The sequence below is a fragment of the Roseburia sp. TF10-5 genome, assembly GCF_003462365.1.
Classification (GTDB): domain Bacteria; phylum Bacillota; class Clostridia; order Lachnospirales; family Lachnospiraceae; genus Roseburia; species Roseburia faecis.
In genome coordinates, this window is the sequence record NZ_QTYW01000001.1 from 188591 (window position 1) to 212557 (window position 23967).

35 protein-coding genes are annotated in these 23967 nt (G+C 40.1%); 15 read left to right on the forward strand and 20 right to left on the reverse strand.

Annotated elements, in window-relative coordinates; translation table 11 throughout:
* The first annotated feature begins 2 nt into the window (after positions 1-2).
* The 4 genes from yhbY to rsfS are packed head-to-tail and all read left to right on the forward strand — an operon-like array spanning position 3 to position 1833.
* Positions 3-293, forward strand: coding sequence for a ribosome assembly RNA-binding protein YhbY (yhbY, locus tag DXD06_RS00990; protein ID WP_022046553.1), 291 nt, complete (start codon positions 3-5; stop codon positions 291-293).
* A 5-nt stretch (positions 294-298) separates the two neighbouring features.
* A complete protein-coding gene (nadD, locus tag DXD06_RS00995) occupies positions 299-901 on the forward strand; it encodes a nicotinate (nicotinamide) nucleotide adenylyltransferase (protein WP_055067843.1) in 603 nt (200 codons plus the stop codon).
* 18 nt (positions 902-919) lie between these two features.
* Complete coding sequence (gene yqeK / locus DXD06_RS01000; protein WP_117830330.1) at positions 920-1507, forward strand: bis(5'-nucleosyl)-tetraphosphatase (symmetrical) YqeK; 588 nt, start codon at positions 920-922, stop codon at positions 1505-1507.
* Complete coding sequence (rsfS, locus tag DXD06_RS01005; protein ID WP_117830331.1) at positions 1495-1833, forward strand: ribosome silencing factor; 339 nt, start codon at positions 1495-1497, stop codon at positions 1831-1833. Before yqeK ends, rsfS begins: the two co-directional genes overlap by 13 nt.
* Positions 1834-2003: 170 nt before the next feature.
* Here the strand turns inward: rsfS and DXD06_RS01010 are convergent, their stop codons facing one another.
* Positions 2004-2384, reverse strand: coding sequence for a LysM peptidoglycan-binding domain-containing protein (locus DXD06_RS01010; RefSeq protein ID WP_022046549.1), 381 nt, complete (start codon positions 2382-2384; stop codon positions 2004-2006).
* A gap of 178 nt (positions 2385-2562) precedes the next feature.
* On the opposite strand from DXD06_RS01010, the gene lexA reads away from it, so the two are divergent.
* Positions 2563-3180, forward strand: coding sequence for a transcriptional repressor LexA (gene lexA, locus DXD06_RS01015; protein WP_022046548.1), 618 nt, complete (start codon positions 2563-2565; stop codon positions 3178-3180).
* A gap of 52 nt (positions 3181-3232) precedes the next feature.
* Here lexA and DXD06_RS16965 read toward each other — a convergent pair whose 3' ends face one another.
* Complete coding sequence (locus tag DXD06_RS16965; protein WP_158569451.1) at positions 3233-3379, reverse strand: hypothetical protein; 147 nt, start codon at positions 3377-3379, stop codon at positions 3233-3235.
* A gap of 220 nt (positions 3380-3599) precedes the next feature.
* Between DXD06_RS16965 and DXD06_RS01020 the strand changes: the two genes are divergently transcribed.
* Both DXD06_RS01020 and DXD06_RS01025 read left to right on the forward strand, forming a co-directional pair.
* The gene (locus tag DXD06_RS01020) at positions 3600-4613 is read left to right on the forward strand and encodes a hypothetical protein (protein WP_055067841.1); all 1014 of its coding nucleotides are present in this window, start codon (positions 3600-3602) and stop codon (positions 4611-4613) included.
* Between the two features lie 209 nt (positions 4614-4822).
* Positions 4823-5548, forward strand: coding sequence for a lysophospholipid acyltransferase family protein (locus DXD06_RS01025; protein ID WP_055261250.1), 726 nt, complete (start codon positions 4823-4825; stop codon positions 5546-5548).
* A gap of 50 nt (positions 5549-5598) precedes the next feature.
* Here DXD06_RS01025 and DXD06_RS01030 read toward each other — a convergent pair whose 3' ends face one another.
* From DXD06_RS01030 to DXD06_RS01040, 3 genes are all read right to left on the reverse strand, one after another.
* Entirely contained in the window at positions 5599-5976 is a 378-nt protein-coding gene (locus DXD06_RS01030; RefSeq protein ID WP_117830333.1) for a PH domain-containing protein, read from the reverse strand.
* 90 nt (positions 5977-6066) lie between these two features.
* Complete coding sequence (locus tag DXD06_RS01035; RefSeq protein WP_117830334.1) at positions 6067-7122, reverse strand: tyrosine-type recombinase/integrase; 1056 nt, start codon at positions 7120-7122, stop codon at positions 6067-6069.
* Positions 7109-7837: a tRNA 2-thiocytidine biosynthesis TtcA family protein gene (locus DXD06_RS01040; RefSeq protein WP_117830335.1), complete on the reverse strand. Its 729-nt coding sequence runs from the start codon at positions 7835-7837 to the stop codon at positions 7109-7111. Before DXD06_RS01040 ends, DXD06_RS01035 begins: the two co-directional genes overlap by 14 nt.
* Before the next feature lie 702 nt (positions 7838-8539).
* Between DXD06_RS01040 and DXD06_RS01045 the strand changes: the two genes are divergently transcribed.
* Positions 8540-9532 carry a replication protein gene (locus DXD06_RS01045; RefSeq protein ID WP_117830336.1) on the forward strand — a complete coding sequence of 331 codons (993 nt, stop codon included), beginning with the start codon at positions 8540-8542 and terminating at the stop codon, positions 9530-9532.
* Here DXD06_RS01045 and DXD06_RS01050 read toward each other — a convergent pair.
* Entirely contained in the window at positions 9516-9692 is a 177-nt protein-coding gene (locus DXD06_RS01050) for a ribbon-helix-helix protein, CopG family (protein ID WP_117830337.1), read from the reverse strand. The genes DXD06_RS01045 and DXD06_RS01050 overlap by 17 nt on opposite strands.
* A 321-nt stretch (positions 9693-10013) precedes the next feature.
* Between DXD06_RS01050 and DXD06_RS01055 the strand changes: the two genes are divergently transcribed.
* The 6 genes from DXD06_RS01055 (at position 10014) to DXD06_RS01075 (ending at position 13251) form a co-directional block, all read left to right on the forward strand.
* Complete coding sequence (locus DXD06_RS01055; RefSeq protein WP_117830338.1) at positions 10014-10268, forward strand: hypothetical protein; 255 nt, start codon at positions 10014-10016, stop codon at positions 10266-10268.
* 223 nt (positions 10269-10491) lie between these two features.
* The gene (locus DXD06_RS16970; protein WP_158569453.1) at positions 10492-10644 is read left to right on the forward strand and encodes a hypothetical protein; all 153 of its coding nucleotides are present in this window, start codon (positions 10492-10494) and stop codon (positions 10642-10644) included.
* Positions 10645-10724: 80 nt separating this feature from the next.
* Entirely contained in the window at positions 10725-11429 is a 705-nt protein-coding gene (locus DXD06_RS01060) for a hypothetical protein (RefSeq protein WP_117830339.1), read from the forward strand.
* Positions 11366-12022, forward strand: coding sequence for a hypothetical protein (locus DXD06_RS01065; protein WP_147343596.1), 657 nt, complete (start codon positions 11366-11368; stop codon positions 12020-12022). The genes DXD06_RS01060 and DXD06_RS01065 overlap by 64 nt, the downstream gene beginning before the upstream one ends.
* Complete coding sequence (locus DXD06_RS01070; RefSeq protein ID WP_147343597.1) at positions 12022-12267, forward strand: hypothetical protein; 246 nt, start codon at positions 12022-12024, stop codon at positions 12265-12267. Before DXD06_RS01065 ends, DXD06_RS01070 begins: the two co-directional genes overlap by 1 nt.
* A gap of 225 nt (positions 12268-12492) precedes the next feature.
* Positions 12493-13251 (forward strand): zonular occludens toxin domain-containing protein, encoded by a 759-nt coding sequence (locus DXD06_RS01075; RefSeq protein WP_117830342.1) that lies wholly within the window; start codon positions 12493-12495, stop codon positions 13249-13251.
* 87 nt (positions 13252-13338) lie between these two features.
* Here the strand turns inward: DXD06_RS01075 and dtd are convergent, their stop codons facing one another.
* The 8 genes from dtd to DXD06_RS01115 all read right to left on the reverse strand — a co-directional run bounded on the left by dtd (position 13339) and on the right by DXD06_RS01115 (position 19521).
* On the reverse strand, positions 13339-13788 hold the full coding sequence (dtd, locus tag DXD06_RS01080) for a D-aminoacyl-tRNA deacylase (protein ID WP_117830343.1): 450 nt from the start codon (positions 13786-13788) through the stop codon (positions 13339-13341).
* Between the two features lie 98 nt (positions 13789-13886).
* On the reverse strand, positions 13887-14516 hold the full coding sequence (locus DXD06_RS01085) for a cytidylate kinase-like family protein (protein WP_117830344.1): 630 nt from the start codon (positions 14514-14516) through the stop codon (positions 13887-13889).
* Between the two features lie 67 nt (positions 14517-14583).
* Entirely contained in the window at positions 14584-15507 is a 924-nt protein-coding gene (locus DXD06_RS01090; protein ID WP_117830468.1) for an RluA family pseudouridine synthase, read from the reverse strand.
* Between the two features lie 4 nt (positions 15508-15511).
* Positions 15512-16108 carry a signal peptidase II gene (locus DXD06_RS01095; RefSeq protein ID WP_117830345.1) on the reverse strand — a complete coding sequence of 199 codons (597 nt, stop codon included), beginning with the start codon at positions 16106-16108 and terminating at the stop codon, positions 15512-15514.
* 10 nt (positions 16109-16118) lie between these two features.
* Positions 16119-16871, reverse strand: a complete 753-nt coding sequence (locus tag DXD06_RS01100) for a YlmH family RNA-binding protein (protein ID WP_022047023.1) — start codon at positions 16869-16871, stop codon at positions 16119-16121.
* Positions 16872-16875: 4 nt separating this feature from the next.
* Positions 16876-17406: a cell division protein SepF gene (locus DXD06_RS01105; protein ID WP_055067831.1), complete on the reverse strand. Its 531-nt coding sequence runs from the start codon at positions 17404-17406 to the stop codon at positions 16876-16878.
* A gap of 11 nt (positions 17407-17417) precedes the next feature.
* The gene (locus DXD06_RS01110) at positions 17418-18116 is read right to left on the reverse strand and encodes a YggS family pyridoxal phosphate-dependent enzyme (protein WP_226947468.1); all 699 of its coding nucleotides are present in this window, start codon (positions 18114-18116) and stop codon (positions 17418-17420) included.
* Positions 18117-18129: 13 nt separating this feature from the next.
* On the reverse strand, positions 18130-19521 hold the full coding sequence (locus tag DXD06_RS01115) for an HlyD family efflux transporter periplasmic adaptor subunit (RefSeq protein WP_022047026.1): 1392 nt from the start codon (positions 19519-19521) through the stop codon (positions 18130-18132).
* A 128-nt stretch (positions 19522-19649) separates the two neighbouring features.
* Between DXD06_RS01115 and DXD06_RS01120 the strand changes: the two genes are divergently transcribed.
* A complete protein-coding gene (locus DXD06_RS01120) occupies positions 19650-19856 on the forward strand; it encodes a DUF378 domain-containing protein (protein WP_022047027.1) in 207 nt (68 codons plus the stop codon).
* Between the two features lie 63 nt (positions 19857-19919).
* On the opposite strand, the gene DXD06_RS01125 is transcribed toward DXD06_RS01120, so the two are convergent.
* The 6 genes from DXD06_RS01125 to minD all read right to left on the reverse strand — a co-directional run bounded on the left by DXD06_RS01125 (position 19920) and on the right by minD (position 23928).
* A complete protein-coding gene (locus DXD06_RS01125) occupies positions 19920-20342 on the reverse strand; it encodes a hypothetical protein (protein ID WP_022047028.1) in 423 nt (140 codons plus the stop codon).
* Between the two features lie 87 nt (positions 20343-20429).
* Positions 20430-21335, reverse strand: a complete 906-nt coding sequence (locus DXD06_RS01130; protein WP_117830471.1) for a D-alanyl-D-alanine carboxypeptidase family protein — start codon at positions 21333-21335, stop codon at positions 20430-20432.
* 55 nt (positions 21336-21390) lie between these two features.
* Positions 21391-21786 carry a methylglyoxal synthase gene (locus DXD06_RS01135; protein WP_022047030.1) on the reverse strand — a complete coding sequence of 132 codons (396 nt, stop codon included), beginning with the start codon at positions 21784-21786 and terminating at the stop codon, positions 21391-21393.
* A gap of 13 nt (positions 21787-21799) precedes the next feature.
* Entirely contained in the window at positions 21800-22909 is a 1110-nt protein-coding gene (locus DXD06_RS01140) for an FtsW/RodA/SpoVE family cell cycle protein (RefSeq protein WP_117830346.1), read from the reverse strand.
* 1 nt (position 22910) lies between these two features.
* Positions 22911-23129, reverse strand: a complete 219-nt coding sequence (locus DXD06_RS01145) for a cell division topological specificity factor MinE (RefSeq protein ID WP_022047032.1) — start codon at positions 23127-23129, stop codon at positions 22911-22913.
* A complete protein-coding gene (gene minD / locus DXD06_RS01150; protein WP_022047033.1) occupies positions 23119-23928 on the reverse strand; it encodes a septum site-determining protein MinD in 810 nt (269 codons plus the stop codon). Before minD ends, DXD06_RS01145 begins: the two co-directional genes overlap by 11 nt.
* Positions 23929-23967 lie beyond the last annotated feature (39 nt).

The window sequence follows — 23967 nt, forward strand, 5'->3', positions numbered from 1 at the left end:
CTATGAACAGCAGACAGCGCGCCTATCTGGGAAGCCTTGCCAACAATATAGATCCGATCTTTCAGATTGGAAAAGCATCTCTGACACCGGAGATCATTGAAGCACTTGATGCCGCATTGGAAAAGAGAGAACTGATTAAAGTCTCTGTATTGAAAAACTGTATTGATGATCCGAAGGAGATCGCTTCTGTCATTGCAGAGCGTACACATTCCAATGTCGTAAAAGTAATCGGAAAGAAAATGATCTTTTACCGCAAGGCAAAGAAGAATCCAAAGATTAAACTTCCGGAATAAGACACATGAATATCGGAATATTAGGAGGGTCTTTTGATCCAATTCATAACGGACATCTTCATATGGCAAAATGTGCATACGAATCTTATGCACTGGACCAGGTATGGCTTATTCCCGCCGGACATTCTCCAAATAAGGATGAGCATGGGATGACCGATGCCAAAGACCGGTTTCAAATGTGTAAACTGGCCGCACAGCCGTATCCCTGGATGACGGTCAGCCGGTTGGAGCTTGACAGTGCCGAGAGAAGCTACACATACCGCACCATGGAGAAATTGTCGGAACAGTTTCCGATGCATCGTTTCTTCTTTATTATGGGTGGAGATTCTCTGGACTATTTTGAACAATGGAAACAACCGGAACGAATTGCCAAACTGGCTACGATTCTGGTGATCCCGAGGGATCTTTTTACCATCGCTGCACTGGAGAAGAAGATCCGTTTGTTGCAGGAACAATTTCCCTGTGATATCCGGATCGTTCCCTGTGAACGTTTTTTGATGTCTTCCACAAAGATCCGCCAGGCACTGATGAGAGGAGAACATCCGGAACATGCGTTTCCGGAAGAAGTATCTGCGTATATTCGCAGGCATCATCTGTATCAATCGTAAAGAAGTGGAGCAAAACGTATGGAACGAGAAGAAATACAAAAGAGATTGAAAAAAGAACTGGATAAAAACCGCTATGAGCATACGCTTGGGGTCATGTATACGGCAGGAAGCCTTGCCATGGCATATGGATATGATTATGAGAAGGCGATGATCGCAGGACTTCTGCATGATTGCGCCAAATGCCTCCCGACAGAGAAAAAGATTTCTCTCTGTGAAAAAAACGATATCCTGATTTCTAAAGTAGAGCGTGAAAATCCAGGACTTCTCCATGCAAAAGCAGGTATGGTTTTGGCAGAGGAAGCATATGGAGTAAAGGACCCGCAGATCCTTCATGCCATCAAGGTGCATACAACCGGAGAGCCGGATATGAATACATTGGATAAGATTATCTACATTGCCGATTATATTGAACCTTTAAGATGTGAAGCTCCCCATCTTTCGATCATAAGACAGATTGCCTTTTCGGATCTGAATCAGTGTATGGCAGAAATCTTATATGATACTCTGCATTATTTAAGCGGGAGAAAAGGCAGTGTAGACCCAACGACCCAGTTAACCTATCAATTTTATGAACCGTATGGAAAGGATCAGCCATGGAAATATTAAAAATCGTAAAGACCGCCGTAGAAGCGCTCAGAGATAAAAAGGCAGAGGATGTAACCGTTATTGATATTACAGGAGTTTCCTCTATCGCCGATTATTTTATTATTGCAAACGGAAACAACCAGAATCAGCTGACTGCAATGCAGGATGCTGTAGATGAAGCATTATACAAAGCAGGGCTGCATGCAAAGCAGATTGAAGGAAATAATAAGTCGACATGGATTCTGATGGACTATGAGGATATCATTGTGCATCTGTTTTCCAAAGAAGACCGTCTGTTCTATGATCTCGAACGCATCTGGAGAGATGGAAAGATCATTGAGATGTAATTCCAACAGGTATTTTGTGTAACAGACATGATTGATTATAAAGAGTGATTATAAATGAAAAGTGAGAGAATAACTTCTTTCCTACGGATATGAAAGGGAAGAAGGTTATTCTCTTTTTTTGTGACAAAATAATATAGCAGGTTATAAATATTAATAGAACAGATAAGTAGCTACCGAATTTCCGGAGAGTAATAGGAAACTACGAGATACTCGCCGCTGTGCAGTGTATTATCTTCCGAGATTCCGTTCAGTTCGCACACCTCATCGATAAACTGCGCACGGGAGGTACGGTCAGAGGCAGCATATTGATCGGCAAGAGACCACAAAGAATCTCCCTTTTGTAATTGGACACTTGTGTAATATTTATGAACCGGCTGTTCGGCTCTGGAACCGGCAAATGTAATAATACTGTTTCCAATCAGAATAACGGCGAAGATGACAAGAACACAGACCAGAACAATCACACGTTTCTGGGTCTGAACGGTATGTTCTCTTCGGGTGAGACTTTCATTTGCACGAGGTGAGATTTTTTCATTATATACCCTTTTCATAATAAATTCCTCCTGTTTTATCTGGAATCGAACACTTGTTTGTATAAGATAAATATAATACGCGAACATGTGTTTGTCAATAGAAAATACGAACAAATTTTCGGAATATACGTTTGCGTTCTATGTTGTAGTATGATAAACTAAGATCATAAAGAAATACGCCCGGAGGTAACGCATTATGGCATATGGAAAAATCTCAGATAAACAGAGAGAAATTCTGGAATATATAAAAAAAGAAATCTTAAACAAAGGATATCCGCCAACAGTCCGTGACATTTGTGAAGCGGTTCATTTAAAGTCCACATCATCCGTCCATTCCCACCTGGAGACACTTGAGAAAAACGGATATATCCGTCGTGATCCGACAAAGCCGCGTGCAATCGAAATCGTGGATGATAACTTCAATCTGACACGGCGTGAAGTGGTGAATGTCCCTATGATCGGGCAGGTAGCCGCCGGTCAGCCGATGCTTGCCGTTGAGAATATTGATGCCTATTTCCCGATTCCTGCAGAGTATATGCCAAATGCAGAGTCCTTTATGCTGAAGGTAAAGGGCGAGAGCATGATCAATGCAGGTATTTTTGACGGGGACAATATCATTGTGGAGCGCTGCAGTACTGCACAGAATGGGGAAATGGTTGTTGCTTTAGTCGATGATTCCGCAACGGTCAAGACTTTTTACAAAGAAGACGGGCATATCCGGCTGCAGCCGGAAAATGATGCGATGGATCCGATCATAGTTCCAGACTGTAAGATTCTCGGAAAAGTGTTTGGGGTTTTCCGGTTATTCCGGTAAAAATAAGCGTGCAAGTCAGAATGAAAAAACCGGAAAAATCATGAAAAAAATTTTAAACCATGCTATCACTGGTTGTTAAAGTTGCTTTTGTGATTGAGAAGATAAGAGCAATAAGATTATCATTAGCTGATCTTTCAAATAGATTAGGTAGCGCATCTTTAAATTCATCCATAGCAAAGATAGTATTTAAAATTTCCATAAGCTCATCATGAAATGCTGAAATTCCATTAAGTTACTTTGTAACAACGGGTATTTATAATGATTCTTATACAAATGAACCACATTTCTATGACATTGAGCATGAGACAGTGAATTCATTAGAAGAGATCGATCTTCCATAATGTTAGTGATATTGCTACAGAAAAAGTGACTTTTGGGGTAGCATAATATTGTAGGGATGATTTGATTAGGAGAAGACAATGATAATAAACGAACTTGGAATGAGGGAAATCTCTGCGGAGGAAGCAAGAAAAATTGGTGTAGATCTTACTTATGTCGGGGTCTGCAAGAAATTACGTAAACTAGCAAAACTTGATCGCTTGCAACTAGATGAAACAATGCATCGAAATAATTTAAATTTACATCTGTTTAAATATATCAAGTATTGCGGGTTATCTCCACTTGAGTATATTAAGGAATATTTGTCCAATTTGCAACCATACATGATAGAAAGACGAAAAGATCAAGAAAAGCAAGCATCCTTTATTTGTGTAGTTGATAATATGTATCGTATATCTGTATATATTAAGGCTGATAATTCTTTTGGTGATGAAATGATCATATCGTTTCATGAAGATAATATTAGGGGAGTTGCTAAAACAAATAGTCTTATTAAAAATACTAAAGATCGCTTGGTTCCCGTAATTGCAGACAGTTATGGTAGTATAAACAGGGAGAATGGCAATGTATCCGTAAAGCTGTTTGTTCAGCGTGGAATGAAAACCTTGCCTATAGATGTTATTGGCTTTAAATGTAAAGATGTTTTTATTGTGCGCGAAGGAGATATTGATCGTCAGTTTCTTGATTATTGTAACCAGTATATTCGGGATCTTTATACCAGCAATTTGAAACTTGACTTTGATCAGGTAGAAGTTTTCTCTATGCTACAGCAGATAAGTTTTACAAGTTATGGTAGAGATACTTTCTCATCGCTTTCATTGCTGATTGATTCAATTGCCATTCAGCAGGATAGCATTAGTAAACAAACAGCCGACTTTGCTCTAGTAACATTTGCGCAGTCATTAAAATTAACAGAAAATCAAAAGAAAGAGTTAATTGAGCTTTTGAATGAGAAATATATGGTTTCAGATATTAAGTCTATTGATGACATTTTATATCGTATAAAGTCAGCTATGTATGCTACCAATGAAGATGCCAATTATTTTAAGGAGCTTGACACTTTAGATTCACCACAATCAATGAAATTAGATTGAGAATATGTCTCCCAGGCAATTTAAGTTCCTTTTTGAAATTATAGAATAATTTAGCAATTTTGAGAGAATACAGCAAAATCTCTAAAAATCAGTGAAAATTTGTGTCATTTCAAGACACGCAGAACCAGAAAATCCGTATTATTTGCTAGAATATATATATATCAAACCTTTAAAATATGATTGAATACCGAATAAGGGATACAAGTACCATGTTAAAATTATTTTATGTTATATTTATGAATCTGCATCGTGCACCATATATGATTCCTAGAATGCGGGCAGAAGCAGATCATCCGCAGCGCTATACGGAAGAACAGCGTTATTCGCTCGTGCAGCATGCCATTTATCTGATGAACAAGACAGGAAAAATTAATACTGTGGAGACCGGTGCGGAAAACCTGCCAAAGCAGGGAGGATACATGATGTATCCGAACCATCAGGGCAAATATGATGTGCTGGGTATTATGTATACCCATAAGTCTCCATGTTCTTTTGTGATGGACAAACGCAAGTCACATACGATACTTGTACGGGAGTTCTGTGATCTTGTGCAGGCCAAGCGCCTGGAAAAAGATAATCCGAGGCAGGGAATCACCATTATCAATCAGGTGGCAAAAGAGGTGGCTGCCGGAAAAAAGTATATTCTTTTCCCAGAGGGCGGATACCGGTTTAACAATAAAAATAAGGTATGCGATTTCAAGGCAGGAAGTTTTAAGATCGCTTTAAAATCACATGCACCGATCGTTCCTATTGCACTGATTGATTCGTATAAGGTGTTTAACAGTTTTCATATCGGACCAATCACAACATATGTGCATTATTTAAAACCGATCTGTTACGAAGAGTATAAGGGAATGAAAACGCAGGAGATTGCCGATCTGGTAAAAATCCGGATTGAAGAAAAAATACAACAGGAAATGCAGGCACATAGGTAAAAAATTTCCTGTATCCTTTTTCAATGGATACAGGAAATTTTACATTCTGATTACATATAATCATCATGATCGGCTTCGGAATCCCCGGAGATATTTTCTCTGGTATATACCCGTTTTTGATCTCGCTGTATTTCAACCAGCGCAGAGAGCTGTTCTTTCACATCCATGACATTTTTGATATTTTTAATTTCAAAATCGCCAAGGGTTTTGTCGGAAGAATTTACAAGAATGGTTCCCATTCCGAAAATCCGCTGAGACAATGATCTGGTCACGGTCAGATCCTGGACGCGGTACAGACGGACCTCATCCTGCCGCTGATTTAAAAAACCGCTTTTTACATAGAATCTTTCGTTGTCATAACTGTACACAGTGAAGGTAAGCGGAAGTCCGCACCAGATTCTTTTTCGTTCTTTCCATAATAAGTCCATTTCTTTTTGTCCTCCTTATATTTTCATAGAATTTTATTTTTCCTAAAAATTTTTTACCTCTTTTTTACCTTTTTAAAAAGATTTTTACGTTTAGTCTTCACGAAGATGAACATATTTTGCGGCACTGCGGCGTCTGTCCTCTTCAATGGCAGCATAATGTTTTTTGGTTGTATTGACATCTTTATGACCAAGGACATCTGCAACCAGATAAATATCACCTGTTTCCCGGTAAAGAGAGGTGCCATAGGTGCTTCGTAATTTATGTGGGGTAATATTCTTTAAGTTTGTGACAAGTTTTGCGTATTTCTTTACGAGATTTTCCACTGCGCGGACTCCGATTCTTCGTTTCTGCATAGATAAAAACAGTGCGTTTTCATCCCCGGAAACCGGAGTGATCAGTTTTCGTTCTTCCATATATCCGCACAGGGCATTTCTGACTTCCTCTCCGAAGTATACAACAACTTCTGCGCCACCTTTCCGGTGGATCTTGATTCCGTTGTTTTTTAAATCGACATCATCCAGATCCAGACCGACACATTCCGAGACACGGATTCCTGTCCCAAGCATAAGCGTCAGAAGGGCCAAATCACGCACTTTTGTGCGGTCATGGAACATTTGCTGCTTTTTCGTTAAATTTTCGCCAGATTCGACCTCGTCAAGCAGATTGGCAACTTCATCCGCATCTAACCTGATAATATTTTTTTCATGGATTTTCGGGGTACTTACCTTGGATGCAGGATTCGATTGTATAAATTCATTTTTGTACAGATATTTGTAAAAGGAGCGGAGAGAGGAGAGTTTTCGCTTGATTCCCCGTTCCTCGTTGGTATGTGCCATACCATCTTTTTCATATACCTTTAAATTATACAGATATTCTTCCAGATCCATGGGTTTTAGGCTTTCCAGAATACTCAGAGGAATCTCCGTAATGCTCATTTTTTTGCAAATTGGGTTGTTTTCGTGCAGATAATCGAAAAAACAGGAAAGGTCATAGGCATAGGCAAGTCTTGTCCGTGACTGGGTTTTGGATTCGATTGCTATAAAATACTGTTTGCAGTAGGGTGGAAGAGCAGCAAGCTGCTTTCGCAGTTTTAATTCGTTATCAATATCTACTTTTTCGTAATATGCTTTTTCATTGTTTTCCATTGATATTCCACCCTTCTATTCTGCCGGTGCATATTGCATGGAAAATGCGTTTTTTGACACCGGGGTTTTCTAAATTAATCTGCCGGACAAGTTGTTTGACATATTCACGTTTGGTTTCCCCATCTGCCGGACACGGATTTTTCACAAGGGGAAGATGATATTTATGAAGAAATCCGATGACATTTGCTTCCGGAACATACATCAGTGGCCGGATGACAGTGATTCCGCTGCGGTCTAAATGGGTGACAGGGGCAAACGAATAAAACTGTCCTTCATAAAACATTGATAAAAACATGGTTTCTATGATATCGTCCATGTGATGCGCATAGGCAACTTTATTGCATCCAATTTGCCTCGCATAGTCATTTAATGCGCCTTTTCGCATTTTTGCACATAGCGCGCATGGAGAACTTTCTTTTCGTTCTTCAAAAACAATTTCGCCAATTTTGGTTTTGATTACATGGTATTCGACATCGAGCGTTTTACAAAGCTGCCGGATTTCGGACAGATCATAATGATCAAATCCCAGATCAACGGTCAAAGCTGCCAATTCAAATTTCTTTGGATAAAATCTGCGTAATCCGGATAATGCATATAAAAGTGTCAGAGAATCTTTTCCTCCGGAAATGCCGACGGCAATCCTGTCACCATCAGCAATCATCTGGTAATCGTCAATTGCCTGACGGACATAACTGTATAATTGTTGTAGTTTCATATAATGGTTCCTTTACTTGTGCTAAATTAATGGAATATGCAAAAGGCACTCCAAGGCGTTCGCGGAAACGGCAATAGTGGCATCCATGCAACTATTCGCAAAACCTGTCGTAGTTTAGCGAAAACGTAGGTCTTGCCGGAGTGGTAGTTGACCACGTGCGACATATATTATACCAAAACGGAGCGCGTGTGTCCGTCAACTATTTGCTAAGCGGAGGTTTTGCGAATAGTTTGCTCTTATCTTTTTTATTCCATTTTACTTGAAAAACTGAATATTTACAAGCGCGTGTGCACGGTTATCCCCTAACTGTTTTTAGTTGGAATCTACATAAAATGGGGTAGGAGTGCACTTTTTTTACGCGCCTACTTAGAAAGGTAACGGTTTTATAATGGATATTTTTGCAGTATTTTTGATTATATATAGCTTGTGGGCATTTTTATTTGTCGGCATTGTTTGGATAATGGGGAAAGTGGGTGTGATTTAAGTGTATGTATTTAGGTATGTAACATTGTACGGATTTTATATTATATCTACAGTGTGTGAATTGTTTATGTAACGTGGGAAAGTCGGGGTTAGTATTACCCCGACTTCTGTGACAGTGACAAAATTTTTAAAAAACCAGTGTTTACAAGGGTTTGAGACAACGAAACGCTTGTCACACGAATTTTTAACTTTTGTGACAGGTGACAAAAAGGAGACAATATGGAGAATGATGTTAGGAGTCGTAAGTGGTTGGTTACTATAAACAATCCGGTTGAAAAGGGTTTTGACCATAATGCAATCAAAGCGCAATTGCAGTTGTTTAAAAACTGTGCATATTGGTGTATGTCAGATGAGATTGGGAAAGACGGTGGAACGTATCACACGCATGTGTTTATATGTTGCACTGGTGCGGTTAGATTTTCGACATTGAAAAAGCGTTTTGACGGTGCGCATTTTGATGTATGTAAGGGAACTGCTGCCGATAACAAGAATTATGTGTTTAAAGAGGGTAAATGGTCGGGTTCTGAAAAAGAAGATACGCGTGTGGATGGTACGCAGGAAGAGTACGGAGAGTGCCCAGTTGAAAGACAAGGACAGCGGAACGATATAACTGATCTGTATGCAATGATTAAAGAGGGCTTAACTAATTATGAAATCATAGAAAGTAATCCGCAATATATGCTTAATCTTGATAAGATTGAACGTGCAAGACAAACTATTTTGGAAGAACGCTATAAGAAAGAGTGGCGCGTACTTGAAACGACATACATATATGGCACTACCGGAAGTGGTAAAACGCGTTCAGTCATGGAAAAGTACGGTTATGACAAAGTGTTTCGCGTAACTGATTATGAACATCCATTTGACGGTTATAAGGGACAAGAAGTAATTATGTTTGAAGAGTTTCGGTCTAGTATTCGCATTGGGGAAATGCTCAACTATGTTGACGGTTATCCGGTGGAATTGCGTTGCCGTTATGCGAATAAAGTAGCTTGTTATACCAAGGTTTATATTGTATCTAATATCGCACTGACAGAACAGTATACAGACATACAGAAATGTCAACCGGAAACGTGGAACGCTTTTCTAAGGCGCATCAATAAAGTGCGTGTCCATGTGAAAGATAAGGTGCATGAGGGAACGTGTAGCGAATACATAAACGGTTTTATTCCGGTACTCGATAATGAAATACCGTTTACTCGTCCAGATTGATTTCTCCATGTTCTTGTTCGTATGCTTGGATATATTCGCGCACTATGCGTTCTATTTGTTTGCTAAGTGGTCTATCTTCTTGTTCTGCTAATTTTCGCAATTTATCCATAAGGTTGTTATCTAATCGTAACGGATATGTTTTATTTTTGTATTCGCCCATATAGACACCCCCTAAAAAATATAAAGATATTTATAGATATCTACTTGACATAAATAGATATCTATGGTACTATAATACATGTAAGATATCAGTAGATATCTACTAGATACTAATAAGTATCTACATGTTGTCTCGGTTGTTGTGGGTGCACCGGAAACCCTCTAGTTGTAACTTAGGATGGGAACCTAAATGCACCCACGCAAATAGATAAAGTAATTATTCCAATCTTTATTTTATCAGCAAGTTTGTGAAAACGCAAGCGAACCTTGACAACTAAATATTTGCCCGGTAAAAAAGCACATAGAAAGAGAGGAAAAGAAAATGAGTAAATTAGTAGGGTATAAGCGTTTTACATCCAAGAAAGGGGAACGTTATTGCGTTGCGCAGGTTGTAAGTAATTTTTCGCAGAGGGATATTGATAACGGATGTTGTGGTTCTAAGGTTGAGGAAATTTTTCTTCCTGCTGAAAGGGTTGATGAACTGAATCCGTCACATATCGGGAAAGAAATCAAGTTTGATTATGAACTTTCCGGAAACCGTGCTTATTTGGTGGATTTCCATGTTGTTAGCAAGTAGCCCTGTCGCTGTTGTAACCAGCGGTTCGGCTCTTACTACCGGTAGTAATGTAACGCTTGATGATCTGTATGTGCTTCTTGCAAGTATTAACGGCTTGTTGGTGCGTATCAATGAATATTTTGATTATATCGTGGCATTTGCTGTGGTCATACTCTTATGTGTTCTTTACTACCGATATATAGAATATTTCACGCGGTTTTAGCGTGGGAAAGGGGGTAACGGTATGAAAGGAGCACTTGTGACGGCAGAAATGCTTGCACCTATCACAACCACATTAAACGATAACCTTGGGGTTCTTCTTCCGGTTGGGATCGCAATTATGGGTGTGATGATTGGTGTATCACTCATTCCAAGAATTGTATACAAGTTCTTATAAAAAGTCTGTTGTGCGCGGTGGGGCACTGTCCCCACGCGCACAGATGCTTTATAGATTGTGTAATGAAAGGATGGGGTGATATGGAAGAAAGGAAAGTAAAAAGGCATTTGCAGGGTATGAGGAATGTGTTGCTTGCATTTGCCTTTTGTTTTATCTGTACTCTTTGTTTTGGTACGGTTCGGGCACAAGCGTCTGTGCGTTCGTTCGACTATGGGGATAGTTCCTATACCATTGATGTTTCGGACGATTTATTGGCAGAATATCCGTATATCTATATAGAATTTGATTCGTATTCAGCGGGTACTTATTATGTTTATTTGACGGATAAAAAAGTATACTCGGCTAGTGATAAGGGGCATTTTGTATCGAATGAAAGTCGTATAAATTGGAAAATATATTCTTTTGCCCCATATACGCAACGTGATTTTGTTATTAGTTCTGAAAAAGGAGCTTTTAATAGCGGTGAGTGGGTAAACTGTAGTAATCTTGTTTTTGACTCTAAATCTCAATCGGGTTCTTACCTTTTTGGCGGTTCGACTGAAGATTTTATTTATTCAAATACCAATATACAATATGCAGAATATGACAGCGAAAAAAAGGAGTATACGGTAAAGTCCGATAGTTTTTTTATACCATCGTTGGGGGTGTCAATAAAGATGGTCCAGGAACTTCCAGCGGGGGTGATAAGCCAGACGAAAGTGATTCTTCCAATAGCGGTATCTTGTCTGGCATTATTGATTGGCTGTCTGACATTGTTGCCGCGGTTAAAGGTCTTCCTTCACTGATATTCCAAGCGTTTAAAGATGCACTTTCCAACATTGCTAGCGCGGTGTCTAGTGTGGCATCTGCTGTTTATGAATTTTTCAAGCCTTTTATTGATTTTGTTAAAAAATCGTTTGACTTAGTAACGGATGCTTTGAAAAAGATAGGTAAGACGATATTTGGTGCATTTGTCGATACACTACAGAATATCATTGATGGTATACTTGCTATCCCAGAAGCGGTGGGGGAATTTATCAAGAACCTGTTTGTTCCGAAAGATGGGGAAATGGATAAGGCATTGAATAAACTGAAATCAGCGTTCAGTGGGTTGTTGTACTCGTATGAACTTACCAGTTTGGCTACGGGCTCGAAAGAGTTTGGTGATATAACGTGTACGCTGTATGGGAAAAAAGTGACGATATTGGATGCTAGCCTTGTGTTGAAGGGGGTAGGGTATTTCCGCTCAATTATACGTGGATTTATCGCCCTGCTGTTGGTGCTGTTTAACGTCAATCAGTTCTTGGGCTTTATCGGTCAGCCTGCCATATCTATAGTGGGCGGTATCCGTGCCATGACGCAGGGTGGTGACAAGAATGAAACGTCTAAGGGGGATTGATGATGATTGTTATGTTTTTTGTAAATTCGGTGGTCAATATCCTTTGTGGAGTCTTGACAGGTATGCAAATTTTGTCACTGCCTGTTGATCTGATTGGTGCACTGGCTACCTGTGTGCAGTATGGTCAGTATATCATGGGTGCAGATCTCTTTCTTGCGGTGCTTGCGTCTGCCATGTTTTGGATAGGGTTAAAGGCTACGGCGGGATTACTTATATTTATTTGGAAACTTCTTCCGTTAACCTAATAGTCGGAATGTCTCGGAGAACGTGATAAACCGTCTGAAAACGGACATGAGACCCGACACGCGTTTTTTGCGTGATCGGCTTCTAGCGGTGGAAGTATTTAAAGATAGCGGTGGTGCATCTGGTTTCTTGTGGCATGGAATCCGGCTTGTTTGCCACCGTGCACTGAATTTAGACAGTAACGTGGTGTTGTACGAGAAAAAATAAAGAATGGAGAAAATGAAAAAATGGGATTTTTGAAAATGATTGGATTGGTTGTTGTGGTGCTCGTGCTTGGCTTTTGGTTGCCGTTCCTGTTTCGTGTTCTGCCATGGTGGTGCAGGGATATTTACAGATACTTTAAATATCCTCGGAAAATACATTTGTATGGCATATGGTTGTACTGTGGATTGTACGGACAGGGAAAAACTATGGCATTGACGGAATATTTAACACGTATGCGGAAAAAATATGGTGATAAGATATACATCTGTACGAATTATGGTTTTCGGGATGAAGATTTTAAGCTGACGCATTGGCGCGATTTACTGTCAGATTATGACAAACCTGTGATTTTTGGCTATGATGAAATACAGAATGAGTTCAATTCTCGTGATTATCAGAATTTTCCGTTTGAACTGGTGACTATGCTAACTCAGAACCGTAAGGGAAATGGAAAACAGATTGTAGGAACGGCTCAACGTTTCGGGCGCGTTGATAAAACTATCCGTGAATTGTGTACTCATGTAATTGAGTGCAGGCGCGGTTATTTTGGGCGCGTTACGAAACTGCGTAAATATGACGTGGATGATTATGAACAATTCCTGCATGAAGTTGATGTTATGAAAAAACGCAAGATTCCACACAGCAACTATAAGTTTATTCAGACGGATGATCTTAGAAATGCGTATGACAGCTTCCAGATGCTTGCAAGTGCCAAGGGAAAACAGTATGTCACGTCTGCTGAAAAGTATGGTCTGAAAGCCATGCAGGGTATGGAAAGTTAGGTATATAACTATTCGCAAAACCTAAGTTTAACGAATAGTTTTCCTGATAAAATCAGGAGATCACTCCGCGTATGCCTTTGCAAGCCATTATGCAAGATCTTCAGAATCCAGCAATATGGTAAAAGGCCCGTCGTTTACCAGAGAAATTTTCATATCTGCACCAAAGATTCCCGTTTGTACATCCGGAATTTCTTCTTTGCATTTTGCAATAATATATTCGTAGAGATTGTTTGCAAGTTCCGGATTTCCGGCTTTGATAAAAGATGGACGGTTTCCCTTCCGGCAGTCCGCATATAATGTAAACTGTGATATTAATAACAGGGAGCCTTCGATATCATGTAAAGACAGGTTTGTTTTTCCGTTTTCATCACCGAAGATGCGCATCCCAAGGAGTTTTCGAATCATTTTATCGGCAATGTTTTTGGTATCGGTTTCTGCAATTCCGATCAGGACGCAAAAGCCGTTTGTTATCTGTCCGGTAATTTTTTGATCAACTTCACATGTTGCTTCAGTGACACGTTGTATTACAAATCGCATGGATTTCATTCCTCTTAATATTTTCAATAGATTTTTAAAGTATACAAGAAAAGGAACCGGACCTTAAGACCGGTTCCTTTTTTCAGAGCTGAATTGCTTTATTTCTTCTGTTCCATTTTCTTTCGAAAATCCAGAATAATGTCGACACACGCCTCCGGTGTGATCTTACTTGTGTTAAGTGTCAGATCATAGCTTCTGGAGTCTCCCCATTTCTTACAGGTGTAATAATTATAATAGCTGGAACGCTGCTTATCTCTTTTCTGGATCATATCTTTGGCTTTTGATTCCGTGACATCCTCACGTTTGCTGACACGCTTGATACGATCGTCCATATCTGCATGTACAAAGATGCTCAGACAGTCCGGATTAGAAGCCAGTGCGTAATCTGCACAGCGGCCGACAATTACACAGGACTCCTCAGATGCAATCTTTTTTATGGTATCAAATTGTGCTAAAAATACTTTGTGATTAAGCGGCATATCCAAAAACGGTGCTGCAGAATAATTTCCGCCGGTATATGTATCCATTACTAAGGAATACAGAAAACTGTTGGTTGGACGTTCATCATGATTTTCGAAAATTTCTTCGCAAAAACCAGAATCTTTTGCTGCCTGTGCCAAAAGTTCTTTATCATATAACTTGATTCCAAGACGTTCTGCTAAAAGTTTTGCAACGGTGTATCCACCACTTCCAAGTTCTCTTCCGATTGTATAAATATAATTGCCCATACCCGTTACCTCCGATGTCATAAATTCTTTAAGTAATCTCTTAAAGTATATACATATTATACAACATTTAGGACCTGGATTTCAACAATTTTAGCAAATTATCAAAATATTCCGGCAACGGAGCAGAAAATTCCATATATTCTCCACTTTTTGGATGAACGAATCCTATTGTTTTTGCGTGGAGCGTCTGCCCCTGCAAATGTTTGAACGGTGATCTGCCACTGGAATACAGAGTATCTCCGAGTAACGGATGCCCGATGCTTGCCATGTGTACACGGATCTGGTGAGTTCGTCCGGTTTCCAGTTGAAACTGCATATAAGTATAATTTCCAAAACGTTCAAGAACTTTATAATGAGTAATTGCCGGTTTTCCGTTTTTCTCATTGACAGCCATTTTTTTGCGGTCAACCGGATGCCTTCCAATCGCGCCTTCGATGGTTCCCTCATCTTCTGTTACATTTCCGCAGACAATGCCAACGTAGATGCGGTTGACGGTATGTTCTTTGATCTGCTCTGCAATGTTTACGTGACTTTCATCATTTTTGCATACAATCAGGGAACCGGTTGTATCCATATCAATACGATGAACAATCCCCGGACGTATCTGTCCGTTGATACCGCTCAGGGAATCTTTGCAATGATTCATAATGGCATTTACCAGTGTCCCGGAATAATGTCCTGCCGATGGATGAACGACCATCCCTTTGGGTTTGTTCACAATCAGAACATCATCGTCTTCATACAGAATGTCCAGCGGAATGTTTTCCGGTTCAATGGTCGTTTCGACAGCATCCGGAATGGTGACACGTATGAGATCTTCTGTATGTACCGGATAACTGGCCTTTTGAACTGCCCCGTTTACCTGAATTTGTTTGTTTTTGATAAGTTTTTGAAAAAAAGAACGGGAGAAATCCGGATAAATTTCGGAAAGAACTTTATCCAGACGCTCCCCTTCCTGTGTATATTGTACTTCAAATGATTCTTCCTGCACGGTTTTAGGACTCCTTTTCATCTTGCAGTTTTCCAGTGAAAATCAAAGAAAAATCTTCTTCCTTGTAATAAAAAAGCACAACAATGATCAATGCGATTGCAGAAAGTGTTACATAAATATCTGCAACATTAAAAACCGGAAAATTGATCAGGCTGAAATAAAAGAAATCAATGACATAGTGATGAATTACACGGTCAATCAGGTTTCCGGCCGCCCCTGCAAAGATTCCGACGGCTATGATATTCAGCGGAAGAAAACGGCGGTTCAATGGAATTCGCTGATACACAATAGCCAGTAAAACAAGCACAACGATGGTCAGTACGGCAAAAAAGATCATTTTTGCCATCAAAAAAGCTTCCGGATGGCTGTCAAAATAAGTAAAATGAAAAATCCGGTGCAGAATAGAAACCGGATCCAGACTAAATGCAGCACTGTCATTCTCGAGATATTTTAACTGGAATACCCCATCGATCACAGACACATCCGGTTTCTGGTACAGATGGGTATAGGCAAGCCATTTGGTAAACTGGTCGATGGCAATTAAAAGAATAACAAGCAGACCGCTGTATCCCATATATTTTTTTGTCTTTCTCTGATTCATTGTTCTCTCCTTACTTATAAATCATAAACCGGACGCGAAGTTTTCCTTTTTTGCTGAGAGACTGGTCGGTTTCAAAAACAAAACGCCCTTTTTGGCGAACCGAAACAATATCTCCGTTGTCACAGGATTGATTGCAGTTTGTAATGCAGCGTCCATTAATGAAAACTTTCTCAGCGGTAAGATATGCGGCAGCTTCCGACCGGGATAAATGATATGCCCGCGCAATAATGGCATCAATGCGGTTAGAAGCAACCATATCATCGTGTTCCTCAAAAACGGGATGAACTTTAAGGGTACTGACATCTTCGATAATCGAACTCCGGATCATGGTATGGCGGATCTGCGTAAACTGATCCATAATAAAATCTGAGATGGTCTCTGAACAAAAGATATAAATGTCATTTTCCAGCAGAACAATATCCCCGATTTTACTCCGGTCCAGCCCAAGGTGCATCAGTGCCCCCAGTACATCGCGATGCGTAAGTTTTTCCGCATATTTTGGATACTGGGGAACCGCATGGATACAAACAAACGGATAAGACCATTCATAACAAAGAGCATCAGGGATAAATGCAACCATCTGACGCTCTGCCTGCTCATAGCCACCGGATAGTTCTGCTGTAGTATACAGTTCCTTCTGCAGACTATGAAAAATATTCTGTTCATTTAAATTTAAAAAATCACTGAATAATACAATTCCTTTCCGGTCCGCCTGTCTGGAAAGATCCAGAAGACGCTTCCGGCATAATTCCTGTTCGTTCATATCATTAATTTAATCCTGGTAAATCAAAAGATTCCATAAGTCCCTGAATATCTCCGGAAATGTCAACACCATTTGGAGTTGCAAGGAAGATGTAATTGGAGATCTTCTGTAGATTTCCATGCATGGCAAAGGTAGCACCGGAAGTAAAATCGATGATCCGCTGTGCAATATCTACACTGAGTCCTTCCATGTTGATTACAACGGTACGTCCATTTAATAAGGTTTCTGTTATTTCAATCTCATCTTCAATGGTAGTTGGCTTGATCACACATACTTCCATTCCCGGTTGTCCCTGTCGGCGGTTTCGGTTGATTGGTGTAATTTTATTCTGCTGCTTCTGCCTCTGCTTTTCGGAAATATCAAAAGTTGCTGCGGTCTGCTGCTGTTCCTCTTCTTTTTTGCGTTCTCTGCGGGAAGGTTTTTTTTCTTTTACCTCATAATCCTCTTCTTCATCGTAATCGTAATCTTCGTTATCAAATTCGTAATCATCATCATTTAAACGCATGACATCGAGAAATTTATCAATAATACTCATTTTTTACCACCTTATTTTTGATAATGTCTTTCGCCGAAAATTCCGGTTCCAACGCGAACCATGGTTGCACCTTCTTCAATTGCAACCATATAATCTCCGGTCATTCCCATGGACAAAATATCCATACGTACATTATCTATGTTTTGTGCGTCAATGTCAACAGATAATTGGCGAATCTGCCGGAAGTAAGTGCGGTTGTCTTCCGGATTTTCCACGAATGGTGCAATCGTCATCAGCCCAAGGATTTGGATATGCGGCAAAGCGGCAATCTGGCGGATAAGGGAAATGGTTTCTTCCTTATGAATACCAAATTTACTCTCCTCTTCTGCAATATTGACCTCAACCAGAATAGAGACGGTTACATTTTGTTTTGCAGCCTGTTTTTCAATTTCTTTTGCCAGATGCAGACTGTCCACCGAATGGATGAGTTCTGTTTTTCCAACGATATATTTCACTTTGTTCGTCTGCAGATGTCCGATCATATGCCAGCGGATATCTTTTGGAAGAACTTCCATTTTCTCACACATTTCCTGAACTTTATTCTCTCCAAAATCACGCGGTCCCAGATCATATACGGTCTGAAGCATTTCGATTGGCTTGGTTTTGCTGACGGCGATCAATGTCACATCACTGCGTTTTCTTCCTGCGTTTTCGCATGCCTTGCATATATTTGCTTCTACCTGTTGCAGGTTTTCCTGTAAATCCATCATGTATACACTCCTTTTATTTTACAACCAGCTGGTTTTCTTTTATTTTACTGCCGTCTAAAGCAATATGATCATACAGGGCGACTCCGTAGGAAGTGCCTGTATCAACGATGGTATATTTATTGTTTTGTGCAAGAATATCAATTTGTTTAAATACGGCATATCCTTTGTTGATATTATAAACACCGGTGAGCTTGTCCACATCACTGCCGATGGTATACGTCCCGGAAGAATTGTTTTTTACCACAACATCGCCGGCAGAAACGGTTTCATCATCAATATAGTAAAAATCATCCGTTTCGTAGTATATCGTTGGCTGAACCAGTGTTACCGAACCGGTATCTCCAGCATGGTTTTCTATCATAAGTCCGGGATCAGATGAATCGCCTCCCTGTGTAAAATACTCTTTTGGAACCGTATAAAACTGTTTTTTTGTAATGGCCGAATTCGGAATTTTCAGACCGGTTTTTTCAGATACGACAAGTTCCACATCGACGAAACGATCATTTACATAACGGATCATTGCCGTTTTTAAACTCAGGTTTACATAATAACTTCCGTCTTTTTTGGTCAGGGAATAAGGAACTGTCAGTGTAAAATCATCCTTGCAGAAACGGATTTTAATATACTCATTATCTTTTAGCTGTTTTGCCATATCCTCTGATACCGGCAACAGAATATTCCATTTTTCACTGTCAATCCGTTTGTAGGCAGGGGTATTTGCCGTGACCTGTTCCTGATCATCCAGAGAATTTCTTTTGTAATCTGCCATGTTAAACTGATCGGCAGTAAAGTTGTCTGTGGTGACACTTTCATAGCCGTCCGTGTAATATACGATAATTCCGGGTTTTTCTGACTTCTTTTTGTAAAACGTATTGTTTTCTACAGCGGCTTTCACATCTTCATTTAAAGAACTGAGGGCATTCATGCTAAGGGTCTGTGTCAGCTGTGCATTGAGTTCGTTTTTGAATGTATAAACCGAAGAAAACGTGTTGGAGTCATAAGAATTCCGGAAAACATCCAGTTCGGAGGAAACTTCTTTCAGTGTTTCGGGGTCAAGGGTGTCGCAAGTGGATGCGGCATCTGAAATCTGCCGGGAAAGTTCCCCGCTGGTGTCAATGGAATAGACTACGTCATTGACAGAGGCTTTTGCCCCGTTTTTCAGATAGTAATTGATATAACCGCTCTGTCCTGCATAGACAACCGTCTCATCGCGCAGAATCAGTCCGTGATAAACATGGTTTGTTGCAATGGTTCCCTGCCCCACTTCGTATTCAGCAACCGGGCTGGAAGTCAGATACGATATAAGGTTAAAGATGACATAGATAATTATAATTACAAAAATCACGATTCCGATATTTAAATTCAGACCATGATGCATTCGTACAACATTCTGTTTGCGTGCCAAAAAAGTCCACCTCTCTGATTGATACTTCTATCTTACCATTTTCAAACTGCAAATACAATCATCAGAAGAAATGTGTATAATTTTAATTTTTTGTTCCATACTATGGATAAAAAATGGAGGTAAGAAAAATGAAATGGCTTGATAACTGCCTTTTGACATTAGCGGTAATTGGATGTATTGTTTGGGGACTGATTGGATTTTTCCAGTTTAATCTGGTTTCCTTTATCTTTGGAAACGGAACCTGGCTGACGCGTGTCATATATGCGCTGGTAGGACTCAGCGGATTATATCTGATCAGTTTTTATGGAAGAATCCGTTCCTCTCTGGAAGATTAGACACAAAAAAGATGGGAGTGTTCTCAATAAGAAGCACTCCCATCTTCCGTAAACCGGGATCTCTTAGAGCGAAACCGTTACTTTCGCCTGTGCATATTCCGGCAGATCCGCTTTGTTTTTAGAAACACTTAAAATAAAACGGACTTTGTATTTTTCGCTGATAATATCCAGTTTTTCAATCGCCCTTACCATGTCCTGATCGGATTCAATGAATGCAATGGTAAGAAAACTGTCCAGATACATTTCTTCCAGATCGTGATCCTGGGATACAATCCCACAGATAAACCCTAAAAATTCATCACAGTTTGTAATGGGATAATCCACTACATTGATCAGACGGACTTTATTGTTTAACTCATACATATGTTTCTGGCTTTTGTCAAGATAAACAACACTCCCGGTAACGGTACTGACGGTGTGATTGACTTTTTCTAAAAGTTCCTTGGTCTTTCCTTTTCCCTTTTCCCCACAAATGATTTCAATCATGGCACTTCCTCCTGCAAATATAAAAAGTCACAAAAAACGGTTCTTTATAACCATAATTATAGTATATTTGCACAGGAAATACAATCATTAATTCGCAAACGTGGAAAGAATCTGATTCATCAACGTATACATATCAGAACGTGTTTTTCCCTTGTAAACGATACTGACAATATCATCACCTTTTTTATTCTTTGAATACAAAACAAGACAGTATCCCGCTGCGTTTGTGGTACCGGTTTTTCCACCAATTACGGTAATATCTTCCGGTTCGGTTGTCTGACCGTTTAAATACCGGTTTGTACTTTCCCATGTCTGTGTCACGGTATTACCGGATGCATTCTGATAAGCAGCATCATAACTTTTGGTATGGATAATGTCAATAAAATCCTGTGTCTGGATTGCTTCCTGAAAGATCAGGTACATATCGTAAACGGTTGTGTAGTGATCATCATCCGGCAGACCGTTTGCATTGACAAAATGGCTCTGTGTTGCTCCTAGGGCTTTTGCTTCGCGATTCATTTCCTCTGCAAATTTGTCAATTGACCCGGAATAATATTCGGCAAGGACATTTGCCGCATCATTTCCGCTGACAAGTAGCAGTCCGTACAGTAAATCCCGGACAGTAAGTACATCTCCGGCAGCAAGTCCGCATTTGGAAGAATCCGCCATATTTGCAATGGCATCCGCACTGACCGTTACTTTATCATCCAAATCACAGTTACGGATAATGATATAGGCTGTCAAAATTTTTGTGGTACTTGCCGGATACAGTTTTTCGAAAAGGTTCTGGCTGTACAGTACTTCTTTGGTTGTCAGATCAAAAACACCAGCTCCTTCGGCATAATCTGCATGCACCTGATCCGTGCCAAAATTAATATCGTCTGTTACACACAGATTCCTTGCAAAAAACTGGCTGCTGACGGAAGAATTATCTCCTGTCAGGGAGTATGGATTTTGTATATCCGCAGTCTTACCTGTTCCGCATCCGTTCATAAAAAGAGCTGCTATGCAGGAAATACATAGCAGTTTTATTTTTAAATGATGAGTTTTATTTGTACATTTCACGCCAGTCAAGGTCTCCTCTATCCAAAGATTTAATCAAAAGCTCCGCTGTGGCAAGATTGGTTGCAAGCGGGATATTGTGCTCATCACAAAGCCGCACAATGCTGTTGACATCCGGCTCATGTGACTTTGGTTTCAGAGGATCACGCAGAAAGATTACGAGATCAATTTCATTGTGCTCGATCTGTGCACCAAGCTGCTGGGAACCTCCCAGATGTCCTGCGAGATATTTATGTATCTGGAGGTTGGCAACCTCCTCGATCAGACGTCCGGTTGTTCCGGTTGCAAACAACTGGTTTTTTGCCAGAATTCCACGATATGCGATACAGAAATTCTGCATTAATTTCTTTTTTGAGTCATGTGCTACAAGTCCAATATTCATTAAACAATTCCCCCTAATATTTTTTCGGCTGTAATCCAACATTTAATACAAACCCCATTCCCAAATACAAAGAAAGCAAAGAAGTCAATCCGTAACTTACAAATGGAAGCGGAATTCCTGTATTCGGCATCAGACCGGTGGCAACAAAAATATTAAAAATACTCTGAAATCCAATCAGTGCAGCCATGCCGCAACAGATCAGTCTTCCTGCGAGATCCTTTGCCTTCCGGGCGATCAGAATACATTCTATCACAATAAACAGCAATAAAAGGACAATTACCATGGTACCTATAAAACCGAGTTCCTCACCGGCAACAGCGAAAATGAAATCTGTCTGTGGCTCAATGATATAATTCGCATTTTTCATGGATGTGGCCGCGGAATTGTTCAGGCCTTTCCCCCATAATTGGCCTGATCCAATTGCCATAATCGAATTTTGCTGCTGTGCTGCGATATCCGACCATCTGGGGTCCTGTGGATATAACCATGCCATAATTCGACCGAAACGGTAATCTCCCGATGATTGTGCCATACGAAGTATAACGGTAATTCCTATCAATCCTGTCGGAATACAGATTCCCAAAACGGTTAATACTATTTTATAACTTAATCCGGCAATAAACAAGAGGCTAATAAAAATTAATGCAATTGCGATGGAAGTTGAAGTATCCGGCTGCTTTACAATCAAAAGCAGAGGAATTCCGATCAGGACAAAAGAAAGACCTATGGTTTTTACCGTGTTCAGGTTCTCTGCATGTTTGGAAAAAAAGCGTGCGAAAAATAAAATCAGCACGATTTTTGCCAGCTCGGAAGGCTGAAAACGAAAACCTCCAAAATCAATCCAGCGCTGTGCTCCACCGGCACTGTCACCAATACCTGTCATAACCAGACCAAGCAGGACAATGATTCCGATATAATACAACCAGGTAAATCTCAGAATAAAGGAATAATCCATCAAGGATACAATGACCATCGCCACCATACCGATGATACATCCTAAGATCTGCATTTTCTGTACAGAATGTTTGGCACTTCCAATGATCAGGATACCGATGATATTTAAAACCAGTATGCTGATCACCAATTGAAAATGATAATTTCTAAGTTTGTATTGTTTTAACATCTTAAGCTCTTTTCCTGTTTTGTTTCAAAACAACTCTTATCTCATAGTCATCCGGAGAAAATTCAAAATACCGTGAAATAATATCTGAAATTTCCTTTTTCATTCGCCTTGCTGCAGCAGGTGAATGTTCAAACGGTGCGGATTCTGCCATTAATTTCAGACGTTCACGGGCAATTGGTCCGGAACCGTCCTGTCTGTGGGAAAAACGATTAACCTTCATACTCACATTCCTTTCCGCCCAGATATATTTTTCCCTGCCGGATGCAGGGATCTTCTTTATTCAGATCCACCGGAATCACACGTGGATTTGCGAATGCTCTTGCGGCGGTCATAAATGCACGGGTGGCCTTTGTGTGCATGGAAAGTACAGGTATTCCCTTATTCTGGCTTACGACAATTCTTTCATCGGCAGGAATTACACCGATTGCCGAAAGTCCTAAAATATCTTCTACATCTTTTTGCGAAAGCATATCGTGTTTTCGCACCATACGGGCATTGTAGGCATTGATCAGCAGATCAATCTGTGAAAGCCGCATACCGTCCAGCAGACAGATGACTCTTCCTGCATCCCGCACAGCAGAAATATGCGGAGATGTAACAACTACTGCACGATCTGCTGCAGATACGGCAAAGTGAAACCCGTCTTCGATTCCTGCCGGACAGTCAATCAGACAGAAATCAAATTCCTGTTTTAAATGGGAAATCAGCGTATACAGCTTACTCTCATAATCCATAATCTTTCTGCAGCGGAGAGCTGCGGGAATCATAAACAGATTCGGATAACGCTTGTCCCGGATCAATGCCTGTTTTAACCGGCATTTGTTTTCGAGAAGGTCGATCAGATTATACTGGATCTGATCTTCCATTCCCATTACAACATCCAAATTCCGAAGTCCCATGTCTGTATCAAGCATGATGACTTTTTTATCTAACCGTGAAAGTCCTGCGCCAATGTTGGCAATTGTTGTAGTCTTGCCAACACCGCCTTTTCCTGAAGTGAAAACAATTGCTTCACCCATGAAATAAACCTCCTGTTAGTTTAAATTGTAATCTATGTG